The organism is Pseudomonas frederiksbergensis (genome assembly GCF_001952935.1).
GTDB lineage: Bacteria > Pseudomonadota > Gammaproteobacteria > Pseudomonadales > Pseudomonadaceae > Aquipseudomonas > Aquipseudomonas frederiksbergensis.
The window spans coordinates 1,123,857-1,148,398 of the sequence record NZ_CP018319.1; the positions used below are offsets into that span (position 1 = coordinate 1,123,857).

General features: G+C 57.2%; 24 protein-coding genes. 15 read left to right on the forward strand and 9 right to left on the reverse strand.

Annotated elements, in window-relative coordinates; all coding sequences use genetic code 11:
* Positions 1-24: 24 nt before the first annotated feature.
* On the reverse strand, positions 25-651 hold the full coding sequence (locus tag PFAS1_RS05515) for a response regulator transcription factor (RefSeq protein ID WP_008155570.1): 627 nt from the start codon (positions 649-651) through the stop codon (positions 25-27).
* A 575-nt stretch (positions 652-1,226) separates the two neighbouring features.
* Here PFAS1_RS05515 and PFAS1_RS05520 point away from each other — a divergent pair.
* Positions 1,227-1,859, forward strand: coding sequence for a hypothetical protein (locus PFAS1_RS05520; RefSeq protein WP_076028468.1), 633 nt, complete (start codon positions 1,227-1,229; stop codon positions 1,857-1,859).
* A gap of 155 nt (positions 1,860-2,014) precedes the next feature.
* Here PFAS1_RS05520 and PFAS1_RS05525 read toward each other — a convergent pair whose 3' ends face one another.
* The gene (locus tag PFAS1_RS05525) at positions 2,015-3,232 is read right to left on the reverse strand and encodes an argininosuccinate synthase (protein ID WP_007898502.1); all 1,218 of its coding nucleotides are present in this window, start codon (positions 3,230-3,232) and stop codon (positions 2,015-2,017) included.
* Positions 3,233-3,361: 129 nt separating this feature from the next.
* Positions 3,362-4,270, reverse strand: coding sequence for a flagellar protein MotY (locus PFAS1_RS05530; protein ID WP_076028469.1), 909 nt, complete (start codon positions 4,268-4,270; stop codon positions 3,362-3,364).
* A 159-nt stretch (positions 4,271-4,429) separates the two neighbouring features.
* Between PFAS1_RS05530 and pyrC the strand changes: the two genes are divergently transcribed.
* Both pyrC and rnt read left to right on the forward strand, forming a co-directional pair.
* Complete coding sequence (gene pyrC, locus PFAS1_RS05535; RefSeq protein WP_008155578.1) at positions 4,430-5,476, forward strand: dihydroorotase; 1,047 nt, start codon at positions 4,430-4,432, stop codon at positions 5,474-5,476.
* Positions 5,473-6,150, forward strand: coding sequence for a ribonuclease T (gene rnt, locus PFAS1_RS05540; protein ID WP_008155580.1), 678 nt, complete (start codon positions 5,473-5,475; stop codon positions 6,148-6,150). Before pyrC ends, rnt begins: the two co-directional genes overlap by 4 nt.
* A 108-nt stretch (positions 6,151-6,258) precedes the next feature.
* On the opposite strand, the gene PFAS1_RS05545 is transcribed toward rnt, so the two are convergent.
* Entirely contained in the window at positions 6,259-6,861 is a 603-nt protein-coding gene (locus PFAS1_RS05545; protein WP_008155583.1) for a peroxiredoxin, read from the reverse strand.
* Positions 6,862-7,163: 302 nt separating this feature from the next.
* Here PFAS1_RS05545 and PFAS1_RS05550 point away from each other — a divergent pair, with 302 nt between their 5' ends.
* A complete protein-coding gene (locus PFAS1_RS05550) occupies positions 7,164-7,382 on the forward strand; it encodes a bacterioferritin-associated ferredoxin (RefSeq protein WP_008155585.1) in 219 nt (72 codons plus the stop codon).
* A 198-nt stretch (positions 7,383-7,580) separates the two neighbouring features.
* The gene (bfr, locus tag PFAS1_RS05555; RefSeq protein ID WP_074874034.1) at positions 7,581-8,054 is read left to right on the forward strand and encodes a bacterioferritin; all 474 of its coding nucleotides are present in this window, start codon (positions 7,581-7,583) and stop codon (positions 8,052-8,054) included.
* A gap of 175 nt (positions 8,055-8,229) precedes the next feature.
* On the opposite strand, the gene grxD is transcribed toward bfr, so the two are convergent.
* The 3 genes from grxD to PFAS1_RS05570 all read right to left on the reverse strand — a co-directional run bounded on the left by grxD (position 8,230) and on the right by PFAS1_RS05570 (position 11,199).
* On the reverse strand, positions 8,230-8,571 hold the full coding sequence (gene grxD, locus PFAS1_RS05560; protein WP_074874033.1) for a Grx4 family monothiol glutaredoxin: 342 nt from the start codon (positions 8,569-8,571) through the stop codon (positions 8,230-8,232).
* Positions 8,572-8,668: 97 nt separating this feature from the next.
* A complete protein-coding gene (locus tag PFAS1_RS05565) occupies positions 8,669-10,774 on the reverse strand; it encodes a molybdopterin oxidoreductase family protein (protein ID WP_076028470.1) in 2,106 nt (701 codons plus the stop codon).
* Between the two features lie 134 nt (positions 10,775-10,908).
* Positions 10,909-11,199 (reverse strand): hypothetical protein, encoded by a 291-nt coding sequence (locus PFAS1_RS05570; RefSeq protein WP_076028471.1) that lies wholly within the window; start codon positions 11,197-11,199, stop codon positions 10,909-10,911.
* 417 nt (positions 11,200-11,616) lie between these two features.
* Between PFAS1_RS05570 and argF the strand changes: the two genes are divergently transcribed.
* Together argF and PFAS1_RS05580 are read left to right on the forward strand one after the other, a co-directional pair.
* Positions 11,617-12,537: an ornithine carbamoyltransferase gene (argF, locus tag PFAS1_RS05575; protein WP_076028472.1), complete on the forward strand. Its 921-nt coding sequence runs from the start codon at positions 11,617-11,619 to the stop codon at positions 12,535-12,537.
* Positions 12,534-13,643: an ABC transporter ATP-binding protein gene (locus tag PFAS1_RS05580; protein WP_076028473.1), complete on the forward strand. Its 1,110-nt coding sequence runs from the start codon at positions 12,534-12,536 to the stop codon at positions 13,641-13,643. Before argF ends, PFAS1_RS05580 begins: the two co-directional genes overlap by 4 nt.
* Positions 13,644-13,756: 113 nt before the next feature.
* Here PFAS1_RS05580 and PFAS1_RS05585 read toward each other — a convergent pair whose 3' ends face one another.
* The gene (locus tag PFAS1_RS05585) at positions 13,757-14,539 is read right to left on the reverse strand and encodes a PhzF family phenazine biosynthesis protein (RefSeq protein ID WP_076028474.1); all 783 of its coding nucleotides are present in this window, start codon (positions 14,537-14,539) and stop codon (positions 13,757-13,759) included.
* Positions 14,540-14,645: 106 nt separating this feature from the next.
* Positions 14,646-15,116 (reverse strand): Cys-tRNA(Pro) deacylase, encoded by a 471-nt coding sequence (gene ybaK / locus PFAS1_RS05590; protein ID WP_007971306.1) that lies wholly within the window; start codon positions 15,114-15,116, stop codon positions 14,646-14,648.
* 371 nt (positions 15,117-15,487) lie between these two features.
* Between ybaK and PFAS1_RS05595 the strand changes: the two genes are divergently transcribed.
* The 8 genes from PFAS1_RS05595 to PFAS1_RS05630 all read left to right on the forward strand — a co-directional run bounded on the left by PFAS1_RS05595 (position 15,488) and on the right by PFAS1_RS05630 (position 24,326).
* On the forward strand, positions 15,488-16,339 hold the full coding sequence (locus tag PFAS1_RS05595; protein WP_076028475.1) for an MIP/aquaporin family protein: 852 nt from the start codon (positions 15,488-15,490) through the stop codon (positions 16,337-16,339).
* 75 nt (positions 16,340-16,414) lie between these two features.
* On the forward strand, positions 16,415-17,920 hold the full coding sequence (gene glpK, locus PFAS1_RS05600; RefSeq protein ID WP_033057460.1) for a glycerol kinase GlpK: 1,506 nt from the start codon (positions 16,415-16,417) through the stop codon (positions 17,918-17,920).
* Positions 17,921-18,016: 96 nt separating this feature from the next.
* On the forward strand, positions 18,017-18,772 hold the full coding sequence (locus tag PFAS1_RS05605) for a DeoR/GlpR family transcriptional regulator (RefSeq protein WP_027922833.1): 756 nt from the start codon (positions 18,017-18,019) through the stop codon (positions 18,770-18,772).
* 311 nt (positions 18,773-19,083) lie between these two features.
* Positions 19,084-20,622: a glycerol-3-phosphate dehydrogenase gene (glpD, locus tag PFAS1_RS05610; RefSeq protein ID WP_074874026.1), complete on the forward strand. Its 1,539-nt coding sequence runs from the start codon at positions 19,084-19,086 to the stop codon at positions 20,620-20,622.
* Between the two features lie 447 nt (positions 20,623-21,069).
* Entirely contained in the window at positions 21,070-21,984 is a 915-nt protein-coding gene (locus tag PFAS1_RS05615) for a glutamate/aspartate ABC transporter substrate-binding protein (protein WP_074874022.1), read from the forward strand.
* A 193-nt stretch (positions 21,985-22,177) separates the two neighbouring features.
* The gene (locus tag PFAS1_RS05620; RefSeq protein ID WP_074874021.1) at positions 22,178-22,924 is read left to right on the forward strand and encodes an amino acid ABC transporter permease; all 747 of its coding nucleotides are present in this window, start codon (positions 22,178-22,180) and stop codon (positions 22,922-22,924) included.
* Complete coding sequence (locus PFAS1_RS05625; protein WP_033053683.1) at positions 22,924-23,595, forward strand: amino acid ABC transporter permease; 672 nt, start codon at positions 22,924-22,926, stop codon at positions 23,593-23,595. The genes PFAS1_RS05620 and PFAS1_RS05625 overlap by 1 nt, the downstream gene beginning before the upstream one ends.
* Positions 23,592-24,326: an amino acid ABC transporter ATP-binding protein gene (locus PFAS1_RS05630; RefSeq protein ID WP_074874020.1), complete on the forward strand. Its 735-nt coding sequence runs from the start codon at positions 23,592-23,594 to the stop codon at positions 24,324-24,326. Before PFAS1_RS05625 ends, PFAS1_RS05630 begins: the two co-directional genes overlap by 4 nt.
* The last annotated feature ends 216 nt before the right edge of the window (positions 24,327-24,542 follow it).

Here is a 24,542-nt window from a genome sequence, read left to right on the forward strand (position 1 = left end):
GCGCCTCGTCAAACGCCGAGGCGGTCACACCAGACCATTGCGTTGCGCCAATTCGATCAGGTCGACCAGGGAGCGGGCATTGAGCTTCAACAACAGACGAGTCTTGTAAGTGCTGACGGTCTTGTTGCTGAGGAACATTCCGTCGGCGATTTCCTTGTTGGTCTTGCCTCGAGCCAATTGCTGCAAAACCATCATTTCCCGTCCCGACAGTCGATCGACCATATCGGCTTCACTGGCGTTCCCCAAACTTGAACGCACAGTATGCAAGGCTTGATTTGGAAAGTAACTGTAGCCCGACAATACTGCCTTTATTGCACTGAGCAACTCAGTGAGATCCTGTTGTTTGCAAACATACCCGGCGGCACCGGATTGCATGCAGCGCATTGAAAAATGCCCTGGCGCCTGGGAAGTTAATATCAGTACCTTCATGGGCATTGCTGTCGAGGTCAGACGCGCGATGACTTCCAATCCATCAAGTTTCGGTATTCCAATATCCAGGATGACAATATCCGGCATATGCTCACGGGCAAGTTGCAACGCATCCACGCCATTGTCTGTCTCTGCAATGACTTCGTAGCCATGACGTTCCATTAGCATACGCACCGCAAGACGAATGACAGGGTGATCATCCACGATCAGCACTTTATTCATGGGCAAGTCCAATTTCGCTGTTCGAATTTTTAGAGCCCGCACAATAGCCTAGTCGTTTCCCCCATGGCATGCCGCCCCCCTCCGCCACCCACACCGAGAGACATTCCCTACAGACATCAGGGAATCGTCTTACAAATTTCCAAAAAAAATTGTGAGAGTAAAAATTTTTCAACCTGAAAATATTTCGGTTATCCGCATTTTTTTTGTTTCTATTTACAACCAGAAACCTGAATAAGAGGATTTGCCGCAAGCGATCAAACGAACACTGGCTATTGAGCTACCCTTAAAAGTAACTGATATTTACCACTTTCGATTTTGCCCCACAAAAACCACATAAAAAGGAACAATAAAAAAATCACACGAGGCAACACTTAAAAAATACATTTAACGCAACACCACTTAAAACACAAGGAACAGAGATACCCGCCCCGCATACAATAACGCTACTATCATACTATTCAAACCCAACACTTAAAGGAGTTCCGCGCCAACAGAAATTCCAGCCACTCGTTATAAATATCAAACTAAAAACACTAATCAATCGAGAAAAGACAATACTTCCATGAGCAGAAAATATGAACAAACAAGAGAAAAAAGTCGTAAACCCCATGACAGTCATTGCGATATTCGCCGCCATTTCTGAAACATCCGCCGCCGTCTCGCTGCCCTTTCTAGACAATAAGGAGCGGGAACTCTATGTCTGGTTCCTGATCAGTTTTCCTTTTTATTTGCTTTTTCTTTTCTTCGCCACACTTAACTTCAACTACCGGTCGCTGTACGCGCCGTCCGATTACAGCAAGGGAAAGCAATTTATAAAAGTGATGGACAATGCTGAACGTGGTCAGCGGCCCGATAACCTGAAGGACCCTCCCGCCCGAATAGATATTCATTCTGGCCTTTCGGCTCTTCAGCAGGTGAGTCTGGCCGAGCAGTTGCAAAACCTGCACATCGTCGATGCACGGTGGCTAAACAAGAAAACGGAATTCGGCGCCTGGATTGAAAAAAACCGGCCCCCACAGGGAAGACCTGCACAAGTGATCATATTTCTCACTTGTACTGAATCAGAGGCATTACTGAAGGAAAGCGCAAGCAAGCAATCAAGACAGGCAAAGAATCGCAACGGCCCAACACTTTGCATTGCTTACAATTTGAATTCACGCGGTCTGACGATTCTTGATCATTCTTTTTACCTGACACGCAGCAGGTAACGCTTGAAGAACATTCAGAAAGAGGAATCAGAAGGAAGGTATTACAGAAACAAAAAGAGCGCTGATAACACGATGTCCGGCAGGAAAAACACCCCCCTATTCAGAAATTGTGGCCTTGTCACCGACAAGGCCACAACTCTATGGTTTCAAAGGTCTCAGAAAAGCTTCCGGCCTTTGTTCGCCGCAATACGCATGCGCAACGCGTTGAGCTTGATAAAGCCCGCCGCGTCGGCCTGGTTGTAGGCGCCGCCATCTTCTTCGAAGGTCGCAATATTGGCATCGAACAACGATTCGTCGGACTTGCGACCAGTGACGATCACGTTGCCCTTGTACAGCTTCAGGCGCACAACGCCGTTCACGTGAGCCTGGGACGCATCGATCATCTGTTGCAGCATTAGACGCTCAGGGCTCCACCAGTAACCGGTGTAGATCAGGCTGGCGTATTTAGGCATCAGCTCGTCTTTGAGGTGAGCCACTTCGCGGTCCAGGGTGATCGATTCGATCGCTCGGTGGGCGCGCAGCATGATGGTGCCGCCTGGGGTTTCGTAGCAGCCGCGGGACTTCATGCCCACGTAACGGTTCTCGACGATGTCGAGACGGCCGATACCGTGTTCGCCACCGATACGGTTCAGGGTCGCCAGCACGGTAGCCGGGGTCATTTCGACGCCGTCCAGTGCCACGATGTCGCCGTTGCGGTAGGTCAGTTCCAGGTATTGCGCTTTATCTGGGGCCTTCTCCGGGGAGACGGTCCATTTCCACATGTCTTCTTCGTGCTCGGTCCAGGTGTCTTCCAGCACGCCGCCTTCATAGGAGATGTGCAGCAGGTTGGCATCCATCGAGTACGGGGATTTTTTCTTGCCGTGACGCTCGATCGGGATGTTGTGCTTTTCAGCATAATCCATCAGCTTTTCACGGGAGAGCAGGTCCCATTCGCGCCACGGAGCAATCACTTTCACGCCGGGTTTCAAAGCATAGGCGCCCAGTTCGAAACGAACCTGGTCATTGCCCTTGCCGGTAGCACCGTGGGAAATGGCATCCGCGCCGGTTTCATTGGCGATTTCGATCAAGCGCTTGGCGATCAACGGACGAGCGATGGAAGTACCCAGCAGGTACTCGCCTTCGTAAACGGTGTTGGCGCGGAACATCGGGAAAACGAAATCGCGCACGAATTCTTCGCGCAAGTCGTCGATGTAGATCTCTTTCACGCCCATGGCCTGTGCCTTGGCGCGTGCAGGTTCGACTTCTTCGCCCTGACCCAGGTCAGCGGTGAAGGTCACGACTTCACAGTTATAAGTATCCTGCAGCCACTTGAGGATCACCGAAGTGTCCAGGCCGCCGGAATACGCCAGAACGACCTTGTTTACGTCCGCCATGCCATCACTCCACGGGGTTCTACGGAAAGCCGCCAAGTCTACCGCTCATGCAGGGCAATTTACAGAGGCGCGACAGCTTATGACGACGAAGCGACAGATTATGTCGAGTGAGCGACGAAAACAGCGGGTTCAGGAGGTCGAGGCGGCGCTCGCCGATGCCGTGGCCTGAGATGCCGGCTTTTCGGTGGGCGCAACCCGCGCGAGGTGCACATTGACCCGACGGTTCTTCGCCCGATTGGCGGAGTTGGTATTGGGCGCCAATGGATAACGCTCACCATGAAAACGCACGGTGATCTGCGACTCCTGAATGCCGTTGGCCTTGAAGAATTCCATGACTGCCAGGGCCCGGCGCCGCGACAAATCCCGATTGGTCAGGCGGTTGCCGCTGTTATCGGAGTGGCCATCGAGCTCGATGTGGTTGACCGTCGGATCAGCCTTCATGAACTCCAGCATCACTTGTAATTGCGCCTTGGCCTGCGCGTCGAGATCCAAGCCTTCGCCGGGGAAGCCGATCTGCGACTGTTTAACCTGCTCGAAATTCTTCGGCAGCAGCTTCGCCACGCAGCCCTGATAATCATTAAATGCCTGGCTGAACTTGACGGGCAACAGACGCACTTCTGACACTCGACCATCGCCCGAGTGCTGTCGAACGACCGGACTGCGACCATCCAACAGGCCACTGATCAAGCGGCCAGCCTGAACTTGCGAGCTGTTGAACAACACATTGCCGCTGCCAATTCGCACAGAACCGAGGTTGATGTCGCCGCGCCCCGGCTGCCAGGGTGCAGCCGCCGCCAGCAAGGTAGCCGAACCGCCGCCGATCATCGCGTTATAGGCCTTCAGACGGAACGTCGCTTGCTCGCCCGCACGGCGCACGAACTCACCCGAACCAAAATCAGTGATCGGCTGAGTCAGACGACATTCGAACTTGTCTCCTTCGACCGTCCACTCAATGCTCTCCAGACGGGTCTGGAAAGTGAGCGCCATCGCAGGAAGGCTGGCAAACACACTGAGCAAGGCTAAATAACGCTGGCGCACGGGAGGCTCCACTGGCTTCTACAACAAAAAGACCGACACACAGATGTTTACGGCATACCTGTTGGATATCGGAAGCTTCCTGCAAAACTTGATAGCGAGTGCCTGGAAGAGTCTTTTCCGGTAGCATTCCCCTCAGTTTGACCCGCCTGGAATCCCCTCATGTCCGACCGCCTGACCCTGCTGCGTCCCGACGACTGGCATATTCATCTTCGCGATGGTGCTGTGTTGCCCAATACAGTCGCGGATGTCGCGCGCACCTTTGGTCGCGCCATCATCATGCCCAACCTGGTACCTCCGGTGCGTAACACCGCTGAAGCCGACGGCTATCGCCAGCGGATTCTCGCTGCACGCCCGGCTGGCAGCCGCTTCGAACCGTTGATGGTGCTGTACCTGACCGACCGCACCCAGCCCGAAGAAATTCGCGAGGCCAAGGCCAGCGGCTTCATTCACGCCGCCAAGCTGTACCCGGCCGGCGCGACCACCAACTCGGACTCTGGTGTCACCAGCATCGACAAGATTTTCCCTGCACTCGAGGCCATGGCCGAAGTCGGGATGCCCTTGCTGGTTCACGGTGAAGTCACCCGTGGCGATGTCGACGTGTTCGATCGCGAAAAAATCTTCATCGATGAGCACATGCGTCGTGTGGTCGAGCGCTTCCCGAGCCTCAAAGTGGTGTTCGAACACATCACTACCGCCGACGCCGTGCAGTTCGTCAACGAGGCTTCGGCCAATGTTGGCGCGACCATCACCGCGCATCACCTGCTGTACAACCGCAACCACATGCTGGTGGGCGGGATTCGGCCGCACTTCTATTGCCTGCCGATCCTCAAGCGCAACACCCATCAGGAAGCCCTGCTCGACGCCGCCACCAGCGGCAGCGACAAGTTCTTCCTCGGCACCGACTCGGCGCCCCATGCCCAGCACGCCAAAGAAGCCGCTTGCGGCTGTGCCGGTTGCTACACCGCTTATGCAGCGATCGAGATGTATGCCGAAGCCTTCGAACAGCGCAACGCGCTGGACAAACTCGAAGCCTTCGCCAGCCTGAACGGCCCGCGTTTCTACGGCCTGCCGGTGAACACCGATCGCATCACCCTGGTCCGCGAAGAGTGGACCGCCCCAACCAGCCTGCCATTTGGCGAGCTGACCGTAATCCCGCTGCGCGCCGGTGAAAAACTGCGCTGGCGCCTGCTGGAGGAACACGCGTGAGTGAAGACCATTTCGACGACGAACAGGACGGTCAAGGCGGCGGAGGTGGTTCGCGCCACCCGATGGCTGAGCGCTTCCGTGGATACCTGCCAGTTGTTGTCGACGTTGAAACCGGTGGTTTCAACTCTGCCACTGACGCCTTGCTGGAAATTGCCGCAACCACTATCGCCATGGATGAAAAAGGGTTTGTGTATCCCGATCACACCTATTTCTTCCGCGTCGAGCCTTTTGAAGGCGCGAACATTGAAGCGGCCGCGCTGGAATTCACCGGGATCAAACTCGATCACCCGCTGCGTATGGCGGTGAGCGAAGAAACGGCCCTGACCGATATCTTCCGCGGCATCCGCAAGGCACTGAAAGCCAATGGCTGCAAACGGGCGATTCTGGTCGGGCACAACAGCAGCTTCGACCTGGGCTTCCTCAACGCTGCTGTCGCGCGTCTGGACATGAAGCGCAACCCGTTTCATCCGTTCTCGAGCTTCGATACCGCGACCCTCGCCGGTCTGGCTTACGGTCAAACCGTACTGGCCAAGGCTTGCCAGGCAGCAGACATCGACTTCGACGGTCGCGAGGCTCACTCGGCGCGCTACGACACCGAGAAGACGGCCGAGCTGTTCTGCGGCATCGTCAATCGCTGGAAACAAATGGGCGGCTGGGAAGACTTCAACGACTGATTACTGATTGTAGGAGCGAGCTTGCTCGCTCCTACACAGTCACCGGGTTTATCCCGCCCATAAAAAAACCGGCCTCAACGGCCGGTTTTTTTATGCCTCAAACGTGCCTTACAGCGCAGCAGCGTGCTCGGTCAGGTAAGCCGCAACACCTTCGGTGGAAGCAGTCATGCCTTTGTCGCCTTTTTTCCAGTTGGCAGGGCAAACTTCGCCGTGCTCTTCGTGGAATTGCAGAGCGTCGACCAGACGAACCAGCTCTTCGATGTTACGGCCCAGCGGCAGGTCGTTGATGATCTGCGAGCGGACAACACCTTTGTCGTCGATCAGGAACGCACCACGGAAAGCTACGCCGTCAGCGGACTGAACGTCGTAAGCCTTCATGATTTCCTGCTTGATATCGGCAGCCATGGTGTAACGGACCTGGCCGATACCACCATTGTTGACCGGGGTGTTGCGCCAGGCGTTGTGGGTGAAGTGCGAGTCGATCGAAACGGCGATCACTTCAACGTTGCGTGCCTTGAAGTCAGACATGCGGTTGTCCAGAGCGATCAGCTCGGACGGGCAAACGAAGGTGAAGTCCAGTGGGTAGAAGAACACCAGGCCGTATTTGCCTTTGATGGCCGACGACAGGGTGAAGCTGTCTACGATTTCGCCATTGCCGAGTACAGCCGGTACGGTGAAGTCAGGGGCTTGTTTGCCTACGAGTACGCTCATTGGATATCTCCTGGTGTAAAAACGTGAAGTTCCGGGTTTGTGCCAGCCTGCCACCTTCAGGCGACAGCCCTGTGACACGAACCCGCTTCATAAGGACCGGCCATCATACACTGCGTTTTTGGCCTGTCCTTAACGGTTTTTTTGTCAGGGGAAATGCTATCGAGAGGTTTTCCTCATGATCGATGCGCAGAGGTAACCGTTCGTCAGGCTTGAACAAAGCTTTCAGAAACCACTTTGACAATCATTCTCGTTAACATTAAGATCCATCGCAATTGAGTCACAACCAGCGACGGTTTTCACTTATGTATGTTTGCCTCTGCACTGGCGTCACCGACGGTCAAATCCGCGAAGCGATCTATGAAGGTTGCTGCAGCTACAAGGAAGTCCGTCAGGCCACCGGCGTAGCCAGCCAATGCGGCAAATGTGCATGCCTTGCCAAGGAAGTGGTCCGCGAAACCCTGACCAAATTGCAATCCGCCCAGGCCGCGATTCCCTACCCTGTAGAATTTACTGCCGCGTAATTAACGTATTTCAAAGAACCGGACTTGATGTCCGGTTTTTTTATGTCTGAAAATCAAACGCTTACGTTCTAGACGCGGAACACAAACATTCTTATTCCGATTAATTTTCATTTAAGTTTCAATAACTTAGGTTTGACACTCTTAATATCGCGGCTCAAACTCTGCCTCATAGACAGCTATTTAGGGCAGGACCCCATCATGAAAGGCGACATTACAGTCATCCAGCATCTCAACAAGATCCTTGCCAATGAGCTGGTCGCGATCAATCAATACTTCCTGCATGCACGTATGTATGAAGATTGGGGCCTGAACAAACTTGGCAAGCACGAATACCACGAATCCATCGACGAGATGAAGCACGCGGACAAGCTGATCAAGCGCATTCTGTTCCTTGAAGGCCTACCGAACGTCCAGGACCTGGGCAAGCTGCAAATCGGCGAGCACACCCAGGAAATGCTTGAGTGCGACCTGCGTATCGAACGCACCGGTCATGCGGATCTCAAAGCGGCTATCGCTCATTGCGAAACCGTTGGCGACTTTGGTAGCCGTGAACTGCTTGAAGATATTCTTGAATCCGAAGAAGAACATATCGATTGGCTGGAAACCCAACTGGGCCTGATCGATAAAGTCGGTCTTGAGAACTATCTGCAATCGCAGATGGGCGAAGAGTAAGTTAGCGCCCGCTGAACTCAAGACAATAAAAAGCCCCGCTCTCTTTTAGGAGGCGGGGCTTTTTTATGCCTGTTCTTGTAGGAGCATGGCTTGCCAGCGATGAACGATGACGCGGTGTTCTTGCTGAACCGCGGCGCCTGCATCGCGAGCAAGCTTTGCTCCTGCAAAGAGCGAATCAGGCTTCGGTCTTGCCAGCAGCAGCTTTTTCAACAGCAGCCTTGATGGTGGTTTGCAGCGAACCGTCTGCAGCCATCTCGGTCATGATGTCGCTACCGCCGACCAACTCACCGCCCACCCACAGTTGCGGGAAGGTTGGCCAGTTGGCGTATTTTGGCAGGTTGGCGCGGATTTCCGGGTTCTGCAGGATGTCCACGTAAGCAAATTTTTCACCACACGCCATCACGGCCTGCGCGGCTTTCGCGGAGAAGCCACACTGCGGGGCATTCGGCGAGCCTTTCATGTAAAGCAGAATGGTGTTGTTAGCAATCTGCTCTTTAATCGTTTCGATGATATCCATGGAGCACCTCGGCTGAACTTTCCGACTCAGGGGTCGGCACGGTGGCGCATTGTAACGGAAACCCGAGCACCCTGCTCGGTCTCCCCGACAGACTTGATCAAGCCGCCGCCACGGTCACTGGAACACCGTTCAACGCCGCATTGCCCGACAACTCATCGAGCTGACATTCGTCGGTCAGGTCATTGGCGCTGGAACCCGGCTGACCACTGGCAATGGTCATCTGCACACCCGGCCGCGCATGGCCCCAACCGTGCGGAAGGCTGACCACGCCTTTCATCATATCCAGACTGCCGAGCACTTCAACTTCGATCTCACCGACCCGCGAACTGACCCGCACGCGCTGCCCGTCGCTCAGCCCACGGCTGGCCAGGTCATCCGGGTGCATCAGCAATTGATGACGCGGCTTGCCCTTCACCAGGCGGTGATAGTTATGCATCCACGAGTTGTTGCTACGCACATGACGGCGGCCAATCATCAGCAACTCATCGGCCGCAGGCGCTTGCAAGGCAGCAAAGCGCGCCAGGTCGGCAAGGATCGCTGGCGGCGCAGCCTGGACGCGCTGGTTTTCGGTTTTCAGGCGAGGCGCCAGGTTGGGTTTCAGCGCACCGAGGTCGACACCATGCGGGTGATCGAACAAGGTCGCCAGCGACAATTTCTGCTGCGAAGCATCGCCATACAACCCCATCCGCAAGCCACGATCGATCATCTGCGCTGGCGGGATCGTCGGTTTCAGTTCCTTGCCGGTCTTTGCCGCAAAGGCCTTGGCCAGCCCAACGAAGATCTCCCAGTCATGCAACGCACCTTCAGGTTTGGGCAGGATCGCGCGATTGAACCGAGTGACGTTACGCACCGCAAACATATTGAATGTCGTGTCGTAATGATCGTTTTCCAGGGCCGATGTCGACGGCAGGATCAGATCGGCATAACGCGTGGTTTCATTGATGTACAGGTCGACGCTGACCATGAACTCCAAACCGTCCAGCGCCTGTTCCAGTTGTCGGCCATTGGGCGTCGACAGCACCGGATTACCCGCCACGGTAATCAGCGCGCGGACCTGCCCTTCCCCTTCGGTAAGCATCTCTTCGGCCAGCGCCGACACCGGCAGTTCTCCCCCATACTCAGGACGCCCGGAGACCCGGCTCTGCCACAGATTGAAATGCCCACCGGAAGTGGACGCCACCAGATCCACCGCAGGTTCGGTGCACAACGCCCCTCCTACACGATCGAGATTACCGGTGACCAGGTTGATCAGTTGCACAACCCAATGACACAAGGTCCCGAACGCCTGGGTCGAGACACCCATGCGGCCGTAACAGACCGCTGTCGGCGCCGCCGCAAAGTCCCGCGCCAGTTGCCGGATCTGTTCGGCGGGTACCGCGCACAGTGGGCTCATGGCCTCAGCGGTGAAATTCGCGACCGCCTCGCGCACCTCGTTCAGACCGTCTACCGGCAAATGACTGTCGCGGGTCAGGCCTTCAGCGAACAAGGTATTGAGCAGTCCGAACAACAACGCGGCATCGCCACCGGGGCGCACGAACAGATGCTGGTCGGCAATCGCCGCGGTTTCGCTGCGGCGCGGATCGACCACCACCACTTTGCCCCCGCGGGCCTGAATCGCCTTCAAGCGCTTCTCGACATCCGGCACGGTCATGATGCTGCCGTTGGAGGCCAGCGGATTGCCGCCGAGGATCAGCATGAAATCGGTGTGATCGATGTCCGGAATCGGCAACAGCAAACCGTGGCCGTACATCAAATGGCTGGTCAGGTGATGGGGCAATTGGTCGACCGAGGTTGCGGAAAACCGGTTGCGGGTTTTCAACAGGCCGAGAAAGTAATTGCTGTGGGTCATCAGCCCATAGTTGTGCACGCTGGGGTTGCCTTGATAGACCGCCACTGCGTTCTGTCCGTGACGCTCCTGAATCGCCGCCAGACGTTCGGCTACAAGGTTGAAGGCGTCTTCCCACTCGATGGGTTGCCATTCACTGCCGACCCGCAGCATCGGCTGACGCAGACGATCCGGATCGTTCTGGATATCTTGCAGGGCGACAGCCTTGGGGCAGATATGCCCGCGGCTGAAGGTATCCTGAGCGTCACCCTTGATCGACGTGATCTGTACTGCGCCTTCGACCTCGGTGGTTTCGATGGTCAGGCCGCAGATGGCTTCGCACAAGTGGCACGCACGGTGATGGAGAGTCTTGGTCATGGCCAGTCTCTGTCTTGTTCTGGGCGGGCAATATCGGCCGCGGGAACAAAACTATGGCGCCTGATCGACTGCTGCGCCAGCGACGTTCGTCTTGTGAATCGGCGGCCATCAGGCCAGCCGATGACCGCTGGGGATCAGCTCGGCGGCAGCCTCGGCGGCGCCTGCAACTGGATCTCCTGGATGGTTTCGATCTGCTCTTGAGCGAGATGAACACCGGTGAGTTCGCCGATCAGCCGCCAGTGCTCGTCGAGCCCGGTGCTGATGGTTGCCATGCGGTCGATCATCCGGCGGCCGGCGGCCTTGGTGACCTCGTCTTCACTGCGCATCAACTCGAAGGACATCGAGGTCATGGAGGCGGTGAGGTGAGTTAGTGAGCGAGCCGTGAGGCCGAGTAATTCCATTAACTGTCGTTCTTTCGAATCCATTCCGAAGGCTCCCTGCGTCATTCGTGCGTTAGTTATAACCCGCCACTTTGCTTTAGCAAATGTTTCAGACCAGACACCTCCCTCAATCCTGAGTGCAAATGTTTCGAATGACAGGTCAGAAACCGACCGCTGCTATGCCGTCCCCGCCCCGTTTGATTGCAAAGCCCCGTGACCCCAGTGTACAAATGACGGGCTGCTGTCAGGAAACAGGCTTCAAAAGCGCTACTGCGGTCATCCCGTAGCCCCTCTGAAATCCCCTAAAAACCGTAGCCCTATTGGTAAGACGCGACATTTAATTATAAGATCGCGCCTTCCCCTATTTCGTCGCCCCGTGCGGCTTACGCCGCAGGTCTCGCCCGTTTTTCAGTTAAACAAGGCTTTGAGTATCTGCGGTCTGTTGCAAAAAGGTAGTCAATGATGAGCGCAAGGCACTTTCTCTCCCTGATGGATTGCACGCCCGAAGAGCTGGTCAGCGTGATCCGTCGAGGCGTTGAGCTCAAAGACCTGCGTAACCGCGGCGTACTGTTCGAGCCTCTGAAAAACCGCGTGCTCGGGATGATTTTCGAGAAATCCTCGACCCGCACCCGTATTTCGTTCGAAGCCGGCATGATCCAGCTCGGTGGCCAGGCGATCTTCCTGTCGCCGCGCGACACCCAACTGGGCCGTGGCGAGCCGATCGGCGACTGCGCGATCGTCATGTCGAGCATGCTCGACGCCGTGATGATCCGTACCTTTGCCCACAGCACCCTGACCGAATTCGCCGCCAACTCCCGCGTGCCCGTGATCAACGGCCTGTCCGATGACCTGCACCCGTGCCAGTTACTGGCCGACATGCAGACGTTCCTCGAACACCGCGGTTCGATCCAGGGCAAAACCGTGGCCTGGATCGGCGACGGCAACAATATGTGCAACAGCTATATAGAAGCGGCGATCCAGTTCGACTTCCAGTTGCGCGTCGCTTGCCCGGAAGGTTTTGAACCCAACCCGGAGTTCGTGGCCAAGGCCGGCGATCGTGTCACCATCGTCCGCGATCCGAAGGATGCCGTACGTGGCGCCCATCTGGTCAGCACCGACGTCTGGACCTCCATGGGCCAGGAAGAGGAAACTGCCAAGCGCCTGAAGCTGTTCGCGCCGTTCCAGGTCAACCGCGCCCTGCTCGACCTGGCCGCAGCGGACGTGCTGTTCATGCACTGCCTGCCGGCCCACCGTGGCGAAGAGATCAGCGTCGACCTGCTCGATGACCCGCGCTCCGTCGCGTGGGATCAAGCCGAAAACCGTCTCCACGCACAAAAGGCCCTGCTCGAGTTTCTCGTCGAACCGGCGTACCACCACGCATGAGCCATCCATTACTGCTGAACCTGCGTAACCTCGCCTGCGGTTATCAGGACCAGCGCGTCGTACAAAACCTCAACCTGCATTTGAATGCCGGCGACATCGGTTGCCTGCTGGGCTCTTCGGGTTGCGGCAAAACCACCACGCTGCGGGCGATTGCCGGTTTCGAACCGGTGCACGAAGGTGAAATCCAGTTGGCGGGCGAGACAATCTCCCGCGCCGGTTTCACCCTCGCCCCGGAGAAACGCCGGATCGGCATGGTGTTCCAGGATTACGCACTGTTTCCGCATTTGAGCGTCGCCGAGAACATTGCCTTCGGGATCCGCAAGCACCCGCAAAAGGATCGCGTCACCGAAGAGTTGCTGGAACTGGTCAACCTGAAAAACCTCGGCAAGCGCTTCCCGCATGAGCTGTCCGGTGGTCAACAGCAGCGCGTCGCACTGGCCCGCGCCTTGGCACCGGAACCGCAATTGCTGCTGCTCGACGAACCCTTTTCCAACCTTGATGGCGAGCTGCGACGCAAGCTCAGCCATGAGGTGCGCGACATTCTCAAGGCCCGTGGCACCAGTGCAATTCTGGTAACACATGACCAGGAAGAAGCTTTCGCGGTGAGTGATCATGTGGGGGTTTTCAAGGAAGGTCGCTTGGAGCAGTGGGACACGCCTTACAACCTGTATCACGAACCGCTGACGCCGTTTGTCGCCAGTTTCATCGGTCAGGGTTATTTCATCCGCGGTCAGTTGAGCAGCCCCGAGTCGGTGCAGACCGAGCTGGGTGAGTTACGCGGTAATCGTGCCTACACCTGGCCGGTTGGCGGTGCGGTGGATGTCTTGCTGCGTCCGGACGACATCGTTTATGCACCGGACAGCACGCTGAAGGCGCTGATTGTCGGCAAGTCTTTCCAGGGTGCGTCCACTTTGTATCGCTTGCAGTTGCCGACCGGCGCGCAACTGGAATCGATTTTCCCGAGCCATGCCGATCATCAGGTGGGTTCAGAGGTAGGCATTCGTGTCGCGGCTGAACACCTGGTGCTGTTTCAGGCCAACGGCAGCATCGCGGCGCAGATTCCGGCCGTCGAATCCGGGGTGCGCCGTTACAGCAGCGCCCACTGACACCCCCCGCCTCTGTAGGAGCAAAGCTTGCTCGCGATAGCATCACCGCGGTTTTGCTGATGCAAAGCGTCATCGCTCATCGCGAGTGAGCTTTGCTCCTACAAAGATCAGCATCAACCGAGCATTAGCGTTCCGCTAGCAACGAGCGTCGCATTCCCGCCGATTTTCACCCGATCTCCTTCCAGCCGGCAGAACAACTCCCCGCCTCGAGCCGAGCGCTGACAAGCCGTCAGGCTCGACTTGCCCAAACGTTTCGACCAGTACGGGATCAGGCTGCAATGGGTCGAACCGGTCACCGGGTCTTCGTTGATGCCGATCGCTGGCGCGAAGTAGCGGGATACAAAATCATGCTGGCTGCCCCTGGCCGTGACAATTGCCCCCGGCCACGGCAGTTTTGCCAGCGCCGCCATGTCCGGCTGACATTCGAGCACCGCCTGCTCGGATTCCAGCACCACGAACAACTCGTTCGACCCCAGCACATCAACCGCTTCCACACCCAGCGCGCGCTCGACATCCAGGGTCACGCCCACTTCCGACGGAATCAGCGCCGGAAAATCCAGCCACAAGCGCTCACCCTCACGACTCACACTCAGCGGGCCGGACTTACAGATGAAGTCCAGCCGCTCGACCGGTTCTTTATAGATTTCAAACAGAACGTAAGCGCTGGCCAGGGTCGCATGACCACACAACGGCACTTCGGTGGTCGGGGTAAACCAGCGGATGTGCCAGCCCTGCCCTTCGCGCACCACAAAAGCGGTTTCGGCGAGGTTGTGTTCGGCGGCGATCTTCTGCATCAACTCATCGGCAAGCCACGCATCCAAGCGATAGACCATCGCCGGGTTGCCACTGAACGGCCGATCACTGAACGCATCGACCTGATGAAACTCAAGCTGCATAACCTTCTCCCTTTGTCAGGCCACGGAGCATGAAGCTGCCGACAACCCGACACCAGTGACAGAGCCCGTAAATTTCCACCATACAGCGCCAGGTTGAAAGCTCGCGTCAGGCACGGCCGATATCAGCGAACTTCGCCTGGGTATGTTCGGCCAGCACCGCGGGTGCCAATTCGACTTCCAGCCCTCGTCGCCCTGCACTGACAAAAATGCTGGCGAAGGGCTGAGCCGAATTATCGATAAAGGTGCGCAAGCGCTTTTTCTGTCCCAGCGGACTGATGCCGCCCAACAGGTAACCGGTGGATCGTTGCGCCGCGGCAGGATCGGCCATTTCGACTTTTTTCACGCCCGCGGCATGAGCCAGGCCTTTCAAATCCAGACTTCCGACGACCGGCACCACAGCCACCAACAATTCACCTTTCTCGCTGGCCGCCAGCAAGGTCTTGAACACCTGCGCCGGATCCAGCCCCAGCTTCTCCGCGGCCTCCAGACCATAGGACGCGGCCTTAGGATCATGTTCGTAACTGTGCACGCGATGTTCGGCACGAACTTTTTTCAACAAATCCAATGCGGGGGTCATGACAGCTCCAGACTGGGCGGCAGTAGAAAAATTACTGCGCTGGATTCTAGGACATTGATCGACAAAACGCTCTATTGCGGCGCTATTTCAAAGGCTTGGCCGTGTAGTACGCCGTTCGTCCACCTTCGGCCAGCCCCGTGAACGATGCGGTCATTCATGTGACTAATAGTTCGATTGTGACTGACGGTTCACTTTCGACCTTTGACAGCAGCGTTTCTTGTCTATATTTTTTCGAATCTGAATACTGTACGAATGTTCCTATCGCAGCACCCAGCAGTAGGCCGAGAACAGGATGGGGATCCTGCCTCGGTGAAAATCGCGCTTTGACCATGATGCAAAAGCGCCAGACAACAACAAAAATGAGGTTTTCAATGACAACTGCTTTACAACAACCGTCGCTCTCAAGCCAATGCATGGCCGAATTCCTGGGCACTGCGCTGCTGATCTTTTTTGGTACAGGTTGTGTTGCCGCGCTCAAGGTCGCGGGCGCCAGCTTCGGCCTTTGGGAAATCAGCATCATCTGGGGGATCGGCGTGAGCATGGCGATCTACCTGACCGCTGGCGTTTCCGGGGCTCATCTCAATCCTGCCGTCAGCATTGCCCTGAGCATTTTCGCTGACTTCGAAAAGCGCAAACTGCCTTTTTATATTCTCGCCCAGATCGCTGGCGCCTTCTGTGGAGCGTTGTTGGTTTACACGCTGTACAGCAATTTATTCTTCGATTACGAACAAACTCACCATATGGTTCGTGGGACTCAGGCCAGCCTCGAATTGGCGTCTGTGTTTTCCACCTTCCCCAACCCGGTCTTGTCCACGGCTCAAGCCTTCCTGGTCGAAGTGATCATCACCGCCATCCTGATGGGCGTGATCATGTCCCTGACTGACGACAACAATGGCTTGCCAAAGGGTCCGCTCGCTCCGCTGCTGATCGGCCTGCTGATTGCCGTGATTGGCAGCTCGATGGGGCCGCTGACCGGTTTTGCGATGAACCCGGCGCGCGACTTCGGTCCTAAACTGATGACTTTCTTCGCTGGCTGGGGTGAAATTTCCTTCACCGGCGGGCGCGATATCCCGTATTTCCTGATTCCGATTTTTGCACCGATTGTCGGTGCCTGCCTCGGTGCTGCAGCGTATCGCGGGCTGATTGCCCGTCATCTGCCCAGCGCCCTACCTGCTACAAAGGACGCAGCACCGGCCATTGACGGCAAACCAAGAACTTCTTGATACCGTTGGCGCGTGATCCTGCCCATCAGATCACGCGCCGGACCTCTCTCCCTTTTTTCGTCCAAGGCAATCGACATGACCGACACTCAGAATAAGAACTACATCATTGCCCTCGATCAGGGTACGACCAGCTCCCGCGCGATCATTTTCGACCGCGACGCGAACGTGGTCTGCACCGCCCAGCGCGAATTCGCACAGCATTACCCGCAAGCCGGCTGGGTTGAACACGACCCGATGGAAATCTTCGCCACCCAAAGCGCGGTGATGGTCGAGGCCCTGGCACAAGCCGGTCTGCATCACGACCAGGTTGCCGCCATCGGCATCACCAACCAGCGCGAAACCACCGTGGTCTGGGACAAGACCACCGGCCGGCCGATCTACAACGCGATCGTCTGGCAGTGCCGCCGCAGCACCGAGATCTGCCAGCAGCTCAAACGCGACGGTCATGAGCAATACATCAGCGACACCACCGGCCTGGTCACCGACCCGTACTTCTCCGGCACCAAGCTCAAGTGGATCCTCGATAACGTCGAAGGCAGCCGCGAACGTGCGCGCAAAGGCGAGCTGTTGTTCGGCACCATCGACAGCTGGCTGATCTGGAAATTTACCGGCGGCAAGGTGCACGTCACCGACTACACCAACGCCTCGCGCACCATGCTCTTCAACATTCACACGCTTGAGTGGGATGCGAAGATGCTGGAAGTGCTGGATATTCCGCGCGAGATGCTGCCGGAAGTTAAATCCTCGTCCGAAATCTATGGCCATACCAAAAGCGGCATCGCCATCGGCGGTATCGCGGGTGACCAGCAAGCAGCCCTGTTCGGTCAGATGTGCGTCGAGCCAGGCCAGGCGAAAAACACCTACGGCACCGGCTGCTTCCTGCTGATGAACACCGGCGACAAAGCGGTGAAATCCAAGCACGGCATGTTGACCACCATCGCTTGCGGCCCGCGCGGCGAAGTGGCTTACGCGCTGGAAGGTGCCGTGTTCAACGGTGGTTCCACTGTTCAATGGCTGCGTGATGAACTGAAAATCATCAACGACGCCCACGACACCGAATACTTCGCCAACAAGGTCAAGGACAGCAACGGCGTGTACCTGGTGCCCGCCTTCACCGGTCTGGGCGCTCCGTACTGGGACCCGTATGCCCGCGGCGCATTGTTCGGCCTGACGCGCGGCGTACGCGTGGATCACATCATTCGTGCAGCCCTGGAGTCGATTGCCTACCAGACCCGCGACGTTCTCGACGCCATGCAACAGGACTCCGGCGAACGCTTGAAATCCCTGCGTGTCGACGGCGGCGCAGTCGCGAACAACTTCCTGATGCAGTTCCAGGCCGACATCCTCGGCACTCAGGTCGAACGTCCGCAAATGCGTGAAACCACCGCACTCGGTGCGGCTTACCTGGCCGGTCTGGCGTGTGGTTTCTGGGGCAGCCTGGACGAGTTGCGCGGCAAGGCAGTGATCGAGCGCGAGTTCGAACCGACCCTGGACGAAACCGCGAAGGAAAAACTCTATGCCGGCTGGAAAAAAGCCGTCAGTCGCACCCGCGACTGGGAACCGCATGAAGGTGCTGAATAAGCCGAGGTGAGTACTCGTATCTGTATGTAACTGGCAGGGAGCGGATTCCTGCGGCATCATGGGCAAATTTTTGCACGGCAGCCCAAAGGAAGCCCCATGAATCTGCCTCCCCGTCAGCAGCAAATCCTCGAACTGGTCCGCGAACGCGGGTACGTCAGCATCGAGGAAATGGCTACGCTGTTCGTCGTTACACCGCAAACCATCCGCCGCGATATCAATCAGCTCGCGGAAGCTAATTTGTTGCGTCGCTACCACGGCGGCGCAGCCTACGATTCCAGCGTCGAAAACACCGCCTACGCCATGCGTGCCGATCAGATGCGCGATGAAAAGCAGCGTATCGGCGAAGCCATTGCGGCTCAAATCCCGGATCACGCCTCGCTGTTCATCAACATCGGCACCACCACCGAATCCATCGCCCGGGCGTTGCTCAATCACAATCACCTGAAAATCATCACCAACAACCTGCATGTGGCATCAATGCTCAGCGCCAAGGACGACTTCGATGTCCTGCTGACCGGCGGCAACGTGCGGCGCGACGGTGGCGTGGTCGGTCAGGCCAGTGTCGACTTCATTAACCAGTTCAAGGTTGATTTCGCCTTGGTCGGCATCAGCGGTATCGATGAAGACGGCAGCCTGCTGGACTTCGACTATCAGGAAGTTCGGGTGTCCCAGGCGATCATCGCCAATGCCCGGAAGGTGATACTGGCGGCTGACTCCAGCAAATTCGGGCGCAACGCCATGATTCGTCTGGGGCCGATCAGTTTGATCGATTGCCTGGTGACCGATCAGCAACCTGTGCCGGCGTTGGCGCAGTTGTTGAGTCAGCACAAGATTCGGCTAGAAGTCGTGTAAGCACATCGGTCCCTTGTGGCGAGGGGGCTTGCCCCCGTTGGGCCGCGAAGCGGCCCCAAAACCATTCACAGCCAAACCCTCAGTTAAACATCGCAACCCGCTCTGCGACTGCTGCGCAGTCGAACGGGGGCAAGCCCCCTCGCCACAAAACCACCTCTAAATGTTCGAAAATTTTCCTTTCACGGCCCTTCGATCAGTATTTTCAATCGAAGTTAACTGGCTGTGGGCGACTTTATGGGCTACCATTTTCGCAAATGAACATTAATGTTCGAATTCCAATACCGAAAATCATAAAAGCCCGAGGCTAGCCGATGCCCACTTCTACCTTGCCTACGCCCCCTCTCGCTGAGATCTACGATATCGCCGTCATCGGTGGCGGGATCAATGGCGTGGGGATCGCAGCGGATGCCGCCGGTCGCGGTCTTTCGGTGTTTCTATGCGAAAAGGACGACCTGGCCAGCCACACCTCTTCAGCCAGCAGCAAGCTGATCCACGGTGGCTTGCGTTACCTCGAACATTACGAATTCCGCCTGGTGCGCGAAGCCCTGGCCGAACGCGAAGTGCTGCTGGCCAAGGCTCCGCACATCGTCAAGCAGATGCGCTTCGTGCTGCCGCACCGCCCGCACCTGCGTCCGGCCTGGATGATCCGCGCCGGCCTGTTCCTTTATGACCACCTCGGCAAACGGGAAAAACTCGAAGGTTCGAAAAGCCTGAAGTTCGGCCCGGACAGCCCGCTGAAAAGCGAAATCACCAAAGGCTTCGAATACTCCGATTGCTGGGTCGACGATGCTCGTCTGGTGGTGCTCAACGCCATGGCCGCCCGCGAAAAAGGCGCCCACGTTCACACCCAGACTCGCTGTGTCAGCGCCCGACGCACCAAGGGAATGTGGCACCTGCATCTGGAACGCGCCGATGGCAGTCTGTTTTCGATTCGCGCCAAGGCCCTGGTAAACGCCGCCGGCCCGTGGGTCGCCAAGTTCATTCGTGACGACCTGAAGATGGAATCGCCGTACGGCATCCGCCTGATCCAGGGCAGCCACCTGATCGTGCCGAAACTGTACGAAGGCGAACACGCGCACATTCTGCAAAACGAAGACCAGCGTATCGTGTTCACCATTCCGTACCTGAACCACTTCACCCTGATTGGCACCACCGACCGCGAGTACACCGGCGATCCGGCTGCAGTGGCGATCACCGAAGGTGAAACCGATTACCTATTGAAAGTGGTCAACTCCCATTTCAAGAAACGCATCAGCCGCGACGACATCCTGCACAGCTATTCCGGCGTTCGCCCGCTGTGTAACGACGAATCCGATAACCCGTCGGCCGTCACCCGCGACTACACCCTGGCACTGTCGGGCACCGGCGAAGAAGCGCCGCTGTTGTCGGTGTTCGGCGGCAAGCTGACCACCTACCGCAAACTGGCCGAGTCGGCGCTGGCGCAACTGGCTCCGTACTTCAAGGACATCAAGCCGAGCTGGACCGCCAGCGCTACCCTGCCGGGCGGCGAAGACATGACCACCCCGCAAGCCTTGTGCGCCTTGATCCGTGACAAGTTCGACTGGGTGCCGACCGAAATCGCCCGCCGCTGGGCCACCACCTATGGCAGCCGCACCTGGCGCATGCTCGAAGGCGTGCAAAACCTCGGCGATATGGGCGAACACATCGGCGGCGGGCTCTACACCCGTGAAGTCGATTACCTGTGCAGCGAAGAATGGGCGACCACCGCGCACGACATCCTGTGGCGCCGCAGCAAGCTGGGCTTGTTCACCACGCCGGAGGAACAGCAGAAACTGGCGGATTATATGAGCAAGGTCGAGCAGAACCGCAGCAAGATCGAAGCGGCCTGATCCCTGATCCGCTTAAACGAAAGCCCCTGAATCTCACGATTCAGGGGCTTTTTGCATTCTGCCAAGCGCTACGCCGGCTCCGGGCGGCGTTCCGAGGATAGCGGAGTGTCAGGCAACATCAATGTTGAATGTGCCGGCCTCATCGCGAGCAGGCTCGCTCCCACGAGGGATAGGTGTAAGACGAGAGATTGCATTCGGTTTTCCGAACGCGACCCGTCGGTCGATTCGGTTAACCGGATTCCCCCACCATCAAAACCCTCGCCACAAATATTTAATCCCCTTATAAATCAATAGATTGATCTATTCGACCTGGCCTGGCACGAGTCATGCTCTACACTCTTGGACGAATGACCGCTGCGCCACCCCTTCAGGAGCCGGCAAGCATTCGAAGCACAAAAAAGGGCCGATGAACTGGCTCCATATAAAAACAATGTCGAGGAAAATTTGATGCGCATCGTTCCCCATCTCCTGGGCGCAGCCATTGCTGCCGCTCTGATCAGCACTCCAGTTTTCGCCGCCGAACTCACCGGCACCCTGAAGAAGATCAAAGAGTCCGGCGTTATCACCCTCGGGCATCGTGACGCTTCCATTCCGTTTTCCTACATCGCGGACGCTTCCGGCAAACCGGTTGGCTACTCCCACGATATCCAGCTGAAAATCGTGGAAGCCATCAAAAAAGACCTGGACATGCCGAACCTCCAGGTCAAGTACAACCTGGTGACTTCGCAAACCCGTATCCCGCTGGTGCAGAACGGCACCGTGGACGTCGAGTGCGGTTCCACCACCAACAACGTCGAACGTCAGCAGCAAGTTGACTTCTCGGTCGGCATCTTCGAAATCGGCACCAAGCTGCTGGCCAAGAAAGACTCGCCTTACAAAGACTTCCCGGACCTGAAAGGCAAGAACGTCGTGACCACCGCTGGCACCACGTCCGAGCGCATCCTCAAGTCGATGAACGCCGACAAGCAAATGGGCATGAACGTCATCTCCGCCAAAGACCACGGCGAGTCGTTCAACATGCTCGAAAGCGGCCGTGCCGTAGCTTTCATGATGGATGACGCCTTGCTGGCCGGTGAAATGGCCAAGGCCAAGAAGCCAACCGACTGGTCCGTGACCGGTACTGCACAGTCCTACGAAATCTACGGTTGCATGGTCCGCAAGGGCGACGCACCGTTCAAGAAAGCCGTGGATGACGCAATCATCGCGACCTACAAGTCCGGCGAGATCAACAAGATCTACGAAAAATGGTTCATGCAGCCAATCCCGCCAAAAAACCTGAACCTGATGTTCCCGATGAGCGACGAGCTCAAGGCCCTGATCGCCAATCCGACCGATAAAGCGGCTGACGAAAAGAAATCCTGATTTCTGACTAACCTTATCTCCTGAAAGGGCCTCTGCCTTTTCGGGGGATAGTCACTCCCTGCTGGCATTTTTGGAAACACTCGAACCGGTGGCTGTCGAGCCGCTCGTGTGTGCCTGATCTTCACGATCAGGGCGGGAACGGAGCTTCCCCAGGCGGGCACTTGTACATCGATCGATCTGAGGGGAGACCCTAATGAATTACAACTGGGACTGGGGCGTGTTCTTCAAGTCCACCGGCGTGGGCAGCGAGACGTATCTCGACTGGTACGTTGCCGGTTTGGGCTGGACCATTGCCATCGCCGTCGTGGCCTGGATCATCGCCCTGCTGCTGGGCTCGATTCTGGGCGTCATGCGCACCGTGCCTAACCGCATCGTATCGGGCATCGCGACCTGCTACGTCGAACTCTTCCGTAACGTGCCGCTGCTGGTTCAGCTGTTCATCTGGTACTTCCTGGTGCCCGATCTGCTGCCTCAGAACCTGCAAGACTGGTACAAGCAGGACCTGAACCCGACCACCTCGGCTTACCTCAGCGTCGTCGTCTGCCTGGGCTTGTTCACCGCCGCTCGTGTTTGCGAACAAGTGCGCACCGGTATCCAGGCGCTGCCGCGCGGCCAGGAATCCGCCGCTCGCGCCATGGGTTTCAAGCTGCCGCAAATCTACTGGAACGTGCTGCTGCCCCAGGCTTACCGGATCATCATTCCGCCGCTCACCTCCGAATTCCTGAACGTGTTCAAGAACTCTTCCGTGGCGTCGCTGATCGGCCTGATGGAGTTGCTCGCGCAGACCAAACAGACTGCCGAGTTCTCCGCCAACCTGTTCGAAGCCTTCACCCTGGCAACGCTGATCTACTTCACCCTGAACATGGGCCTGATGCTGCTGATGCGCATGGTCGAGAAGAAAGTCGCCGTACCGGGCCTGATCTCCGTAGGGGGTAAATGATGGAATTCGACTTCTCGGGCATCATCCCGTCCCTGCCGGGTTTGTGGAACGGCATGGTCATGACCCTGCAACTGATGGCGCTGGGCGTCGTCGGCGGGATCATCCTTGGCACGATCCTGGCGCTGATGCGCCTGTCGCACAGCAAGCTGCTGTCGAACATTGCCGGCGCCTACGTTAACTATTTCCGTTCGATTCCACTGCTGCTGGTGATCACCTGGTTCTACCTGGCGGTGCCGTTCGTACTGCGCTGGATCACCGGCGAAGACACCCCGATCGGCGCCTTCGCCTCCTGCATCGTGGCATTCATGATGTTCGAAGCGGCGTACTTCTGCGAAATCGTCCGGGCCGGTGTCCAGTCGATTTCCAAGGGTCAGATGGGTGCTGCCCAAGCCCTGGGCATGACGTATGGCCAGATGATGCGGCTGATCATCCTGCCGCAAGCGTTCCGCAAGATGACCCCGCTGTTGCTGCAACAGAGCATCATCCTGTTCCAGGACACCTCCCTGGTCTACGCGGTTGGCCTGGTGGATTTCCTCAATGCCTCGCGTGCCAGTGGCGACATCATCGGTCGCTCCAACGAGTTCCTGATCTTTGCAGGTCTCACGTACTTCACAATCAGCTTTGCCGCCTCGCTGCTGGTCAAGCGTCTGCAAAAAAGGTTTGCCGTATGATCTCTATCAAGAATGTCAACAAGTGGTATGGCGACTTCCAGGTACTGACTGACTGCAGCACCGAGGTCAAAAAAGGCGAAGTGATTGTGGTGTGCGGGCCGTCCGGTTCCGGCAAATCCACCCTGATCAAATGCGTCAATGCCCTGGAACCGTTCCAGAAAGGCGACGTGGTGGTCGATGGCACATCCATCGCCGACCCGAAGACCGACCTGCCGAAACTGCGTTCGCGCGTTGGCATGGTGTTCCAGCATTTCGAACTGTTCCCGCACCTGACCATCACCGAAAACCTGACCATCGCGCAGATCAAGGTGTTGGGCCGCAGCAAGGAAGAAGCCACCAAGAAAGGCCTGCAACTGCTTGAGCGCGTAGGGCTGTCTGCCCATGCGCACAAACACCCGGGCCAGCTTTCCGGTGGCCAGCAACAGCGTGTGGCGATTGCTCGTGCGCTGGCGATGGACCCGATCGTCATGCTGTTCGACGAACCGACGTCGGCGCTGGACCCGGAAATGGTCAACGAAGTACTCGATGTGATGGTGCAACTGGCCCACGAAGGCATGACCATGATGTGCGTGACCCACGAAATGGGCTTCGCCCGTAAAGTGGCGGATCGGGTGATCTTCATGGACCAAGGCAAAATCATCGAAGACTGCAAGAAAGAGGAGTTCTTCGGCGACATCAACGCCCGCGCCGAGCGTACGCAGCATTTCCTCGCCAAGATTCTGCAGCACTAAGCACCACACCGAACTCTGTGGCGAGGGAGCTTGCTCCCGCTGGGTTGCGTAGCGACCCACAACATCGACCAGCACGTTGTGTCTGACATACCGTGTTGGCTGGGTTTGCGACTGCTTCGCAGCCGATCGGGAGCAAGCTCCCTCGCCACAGGTTCTGCGCTCGACCAAACCAGGACGCAAGCCCATTGCCACACTGGTTGACCCAAGGCATCTGTG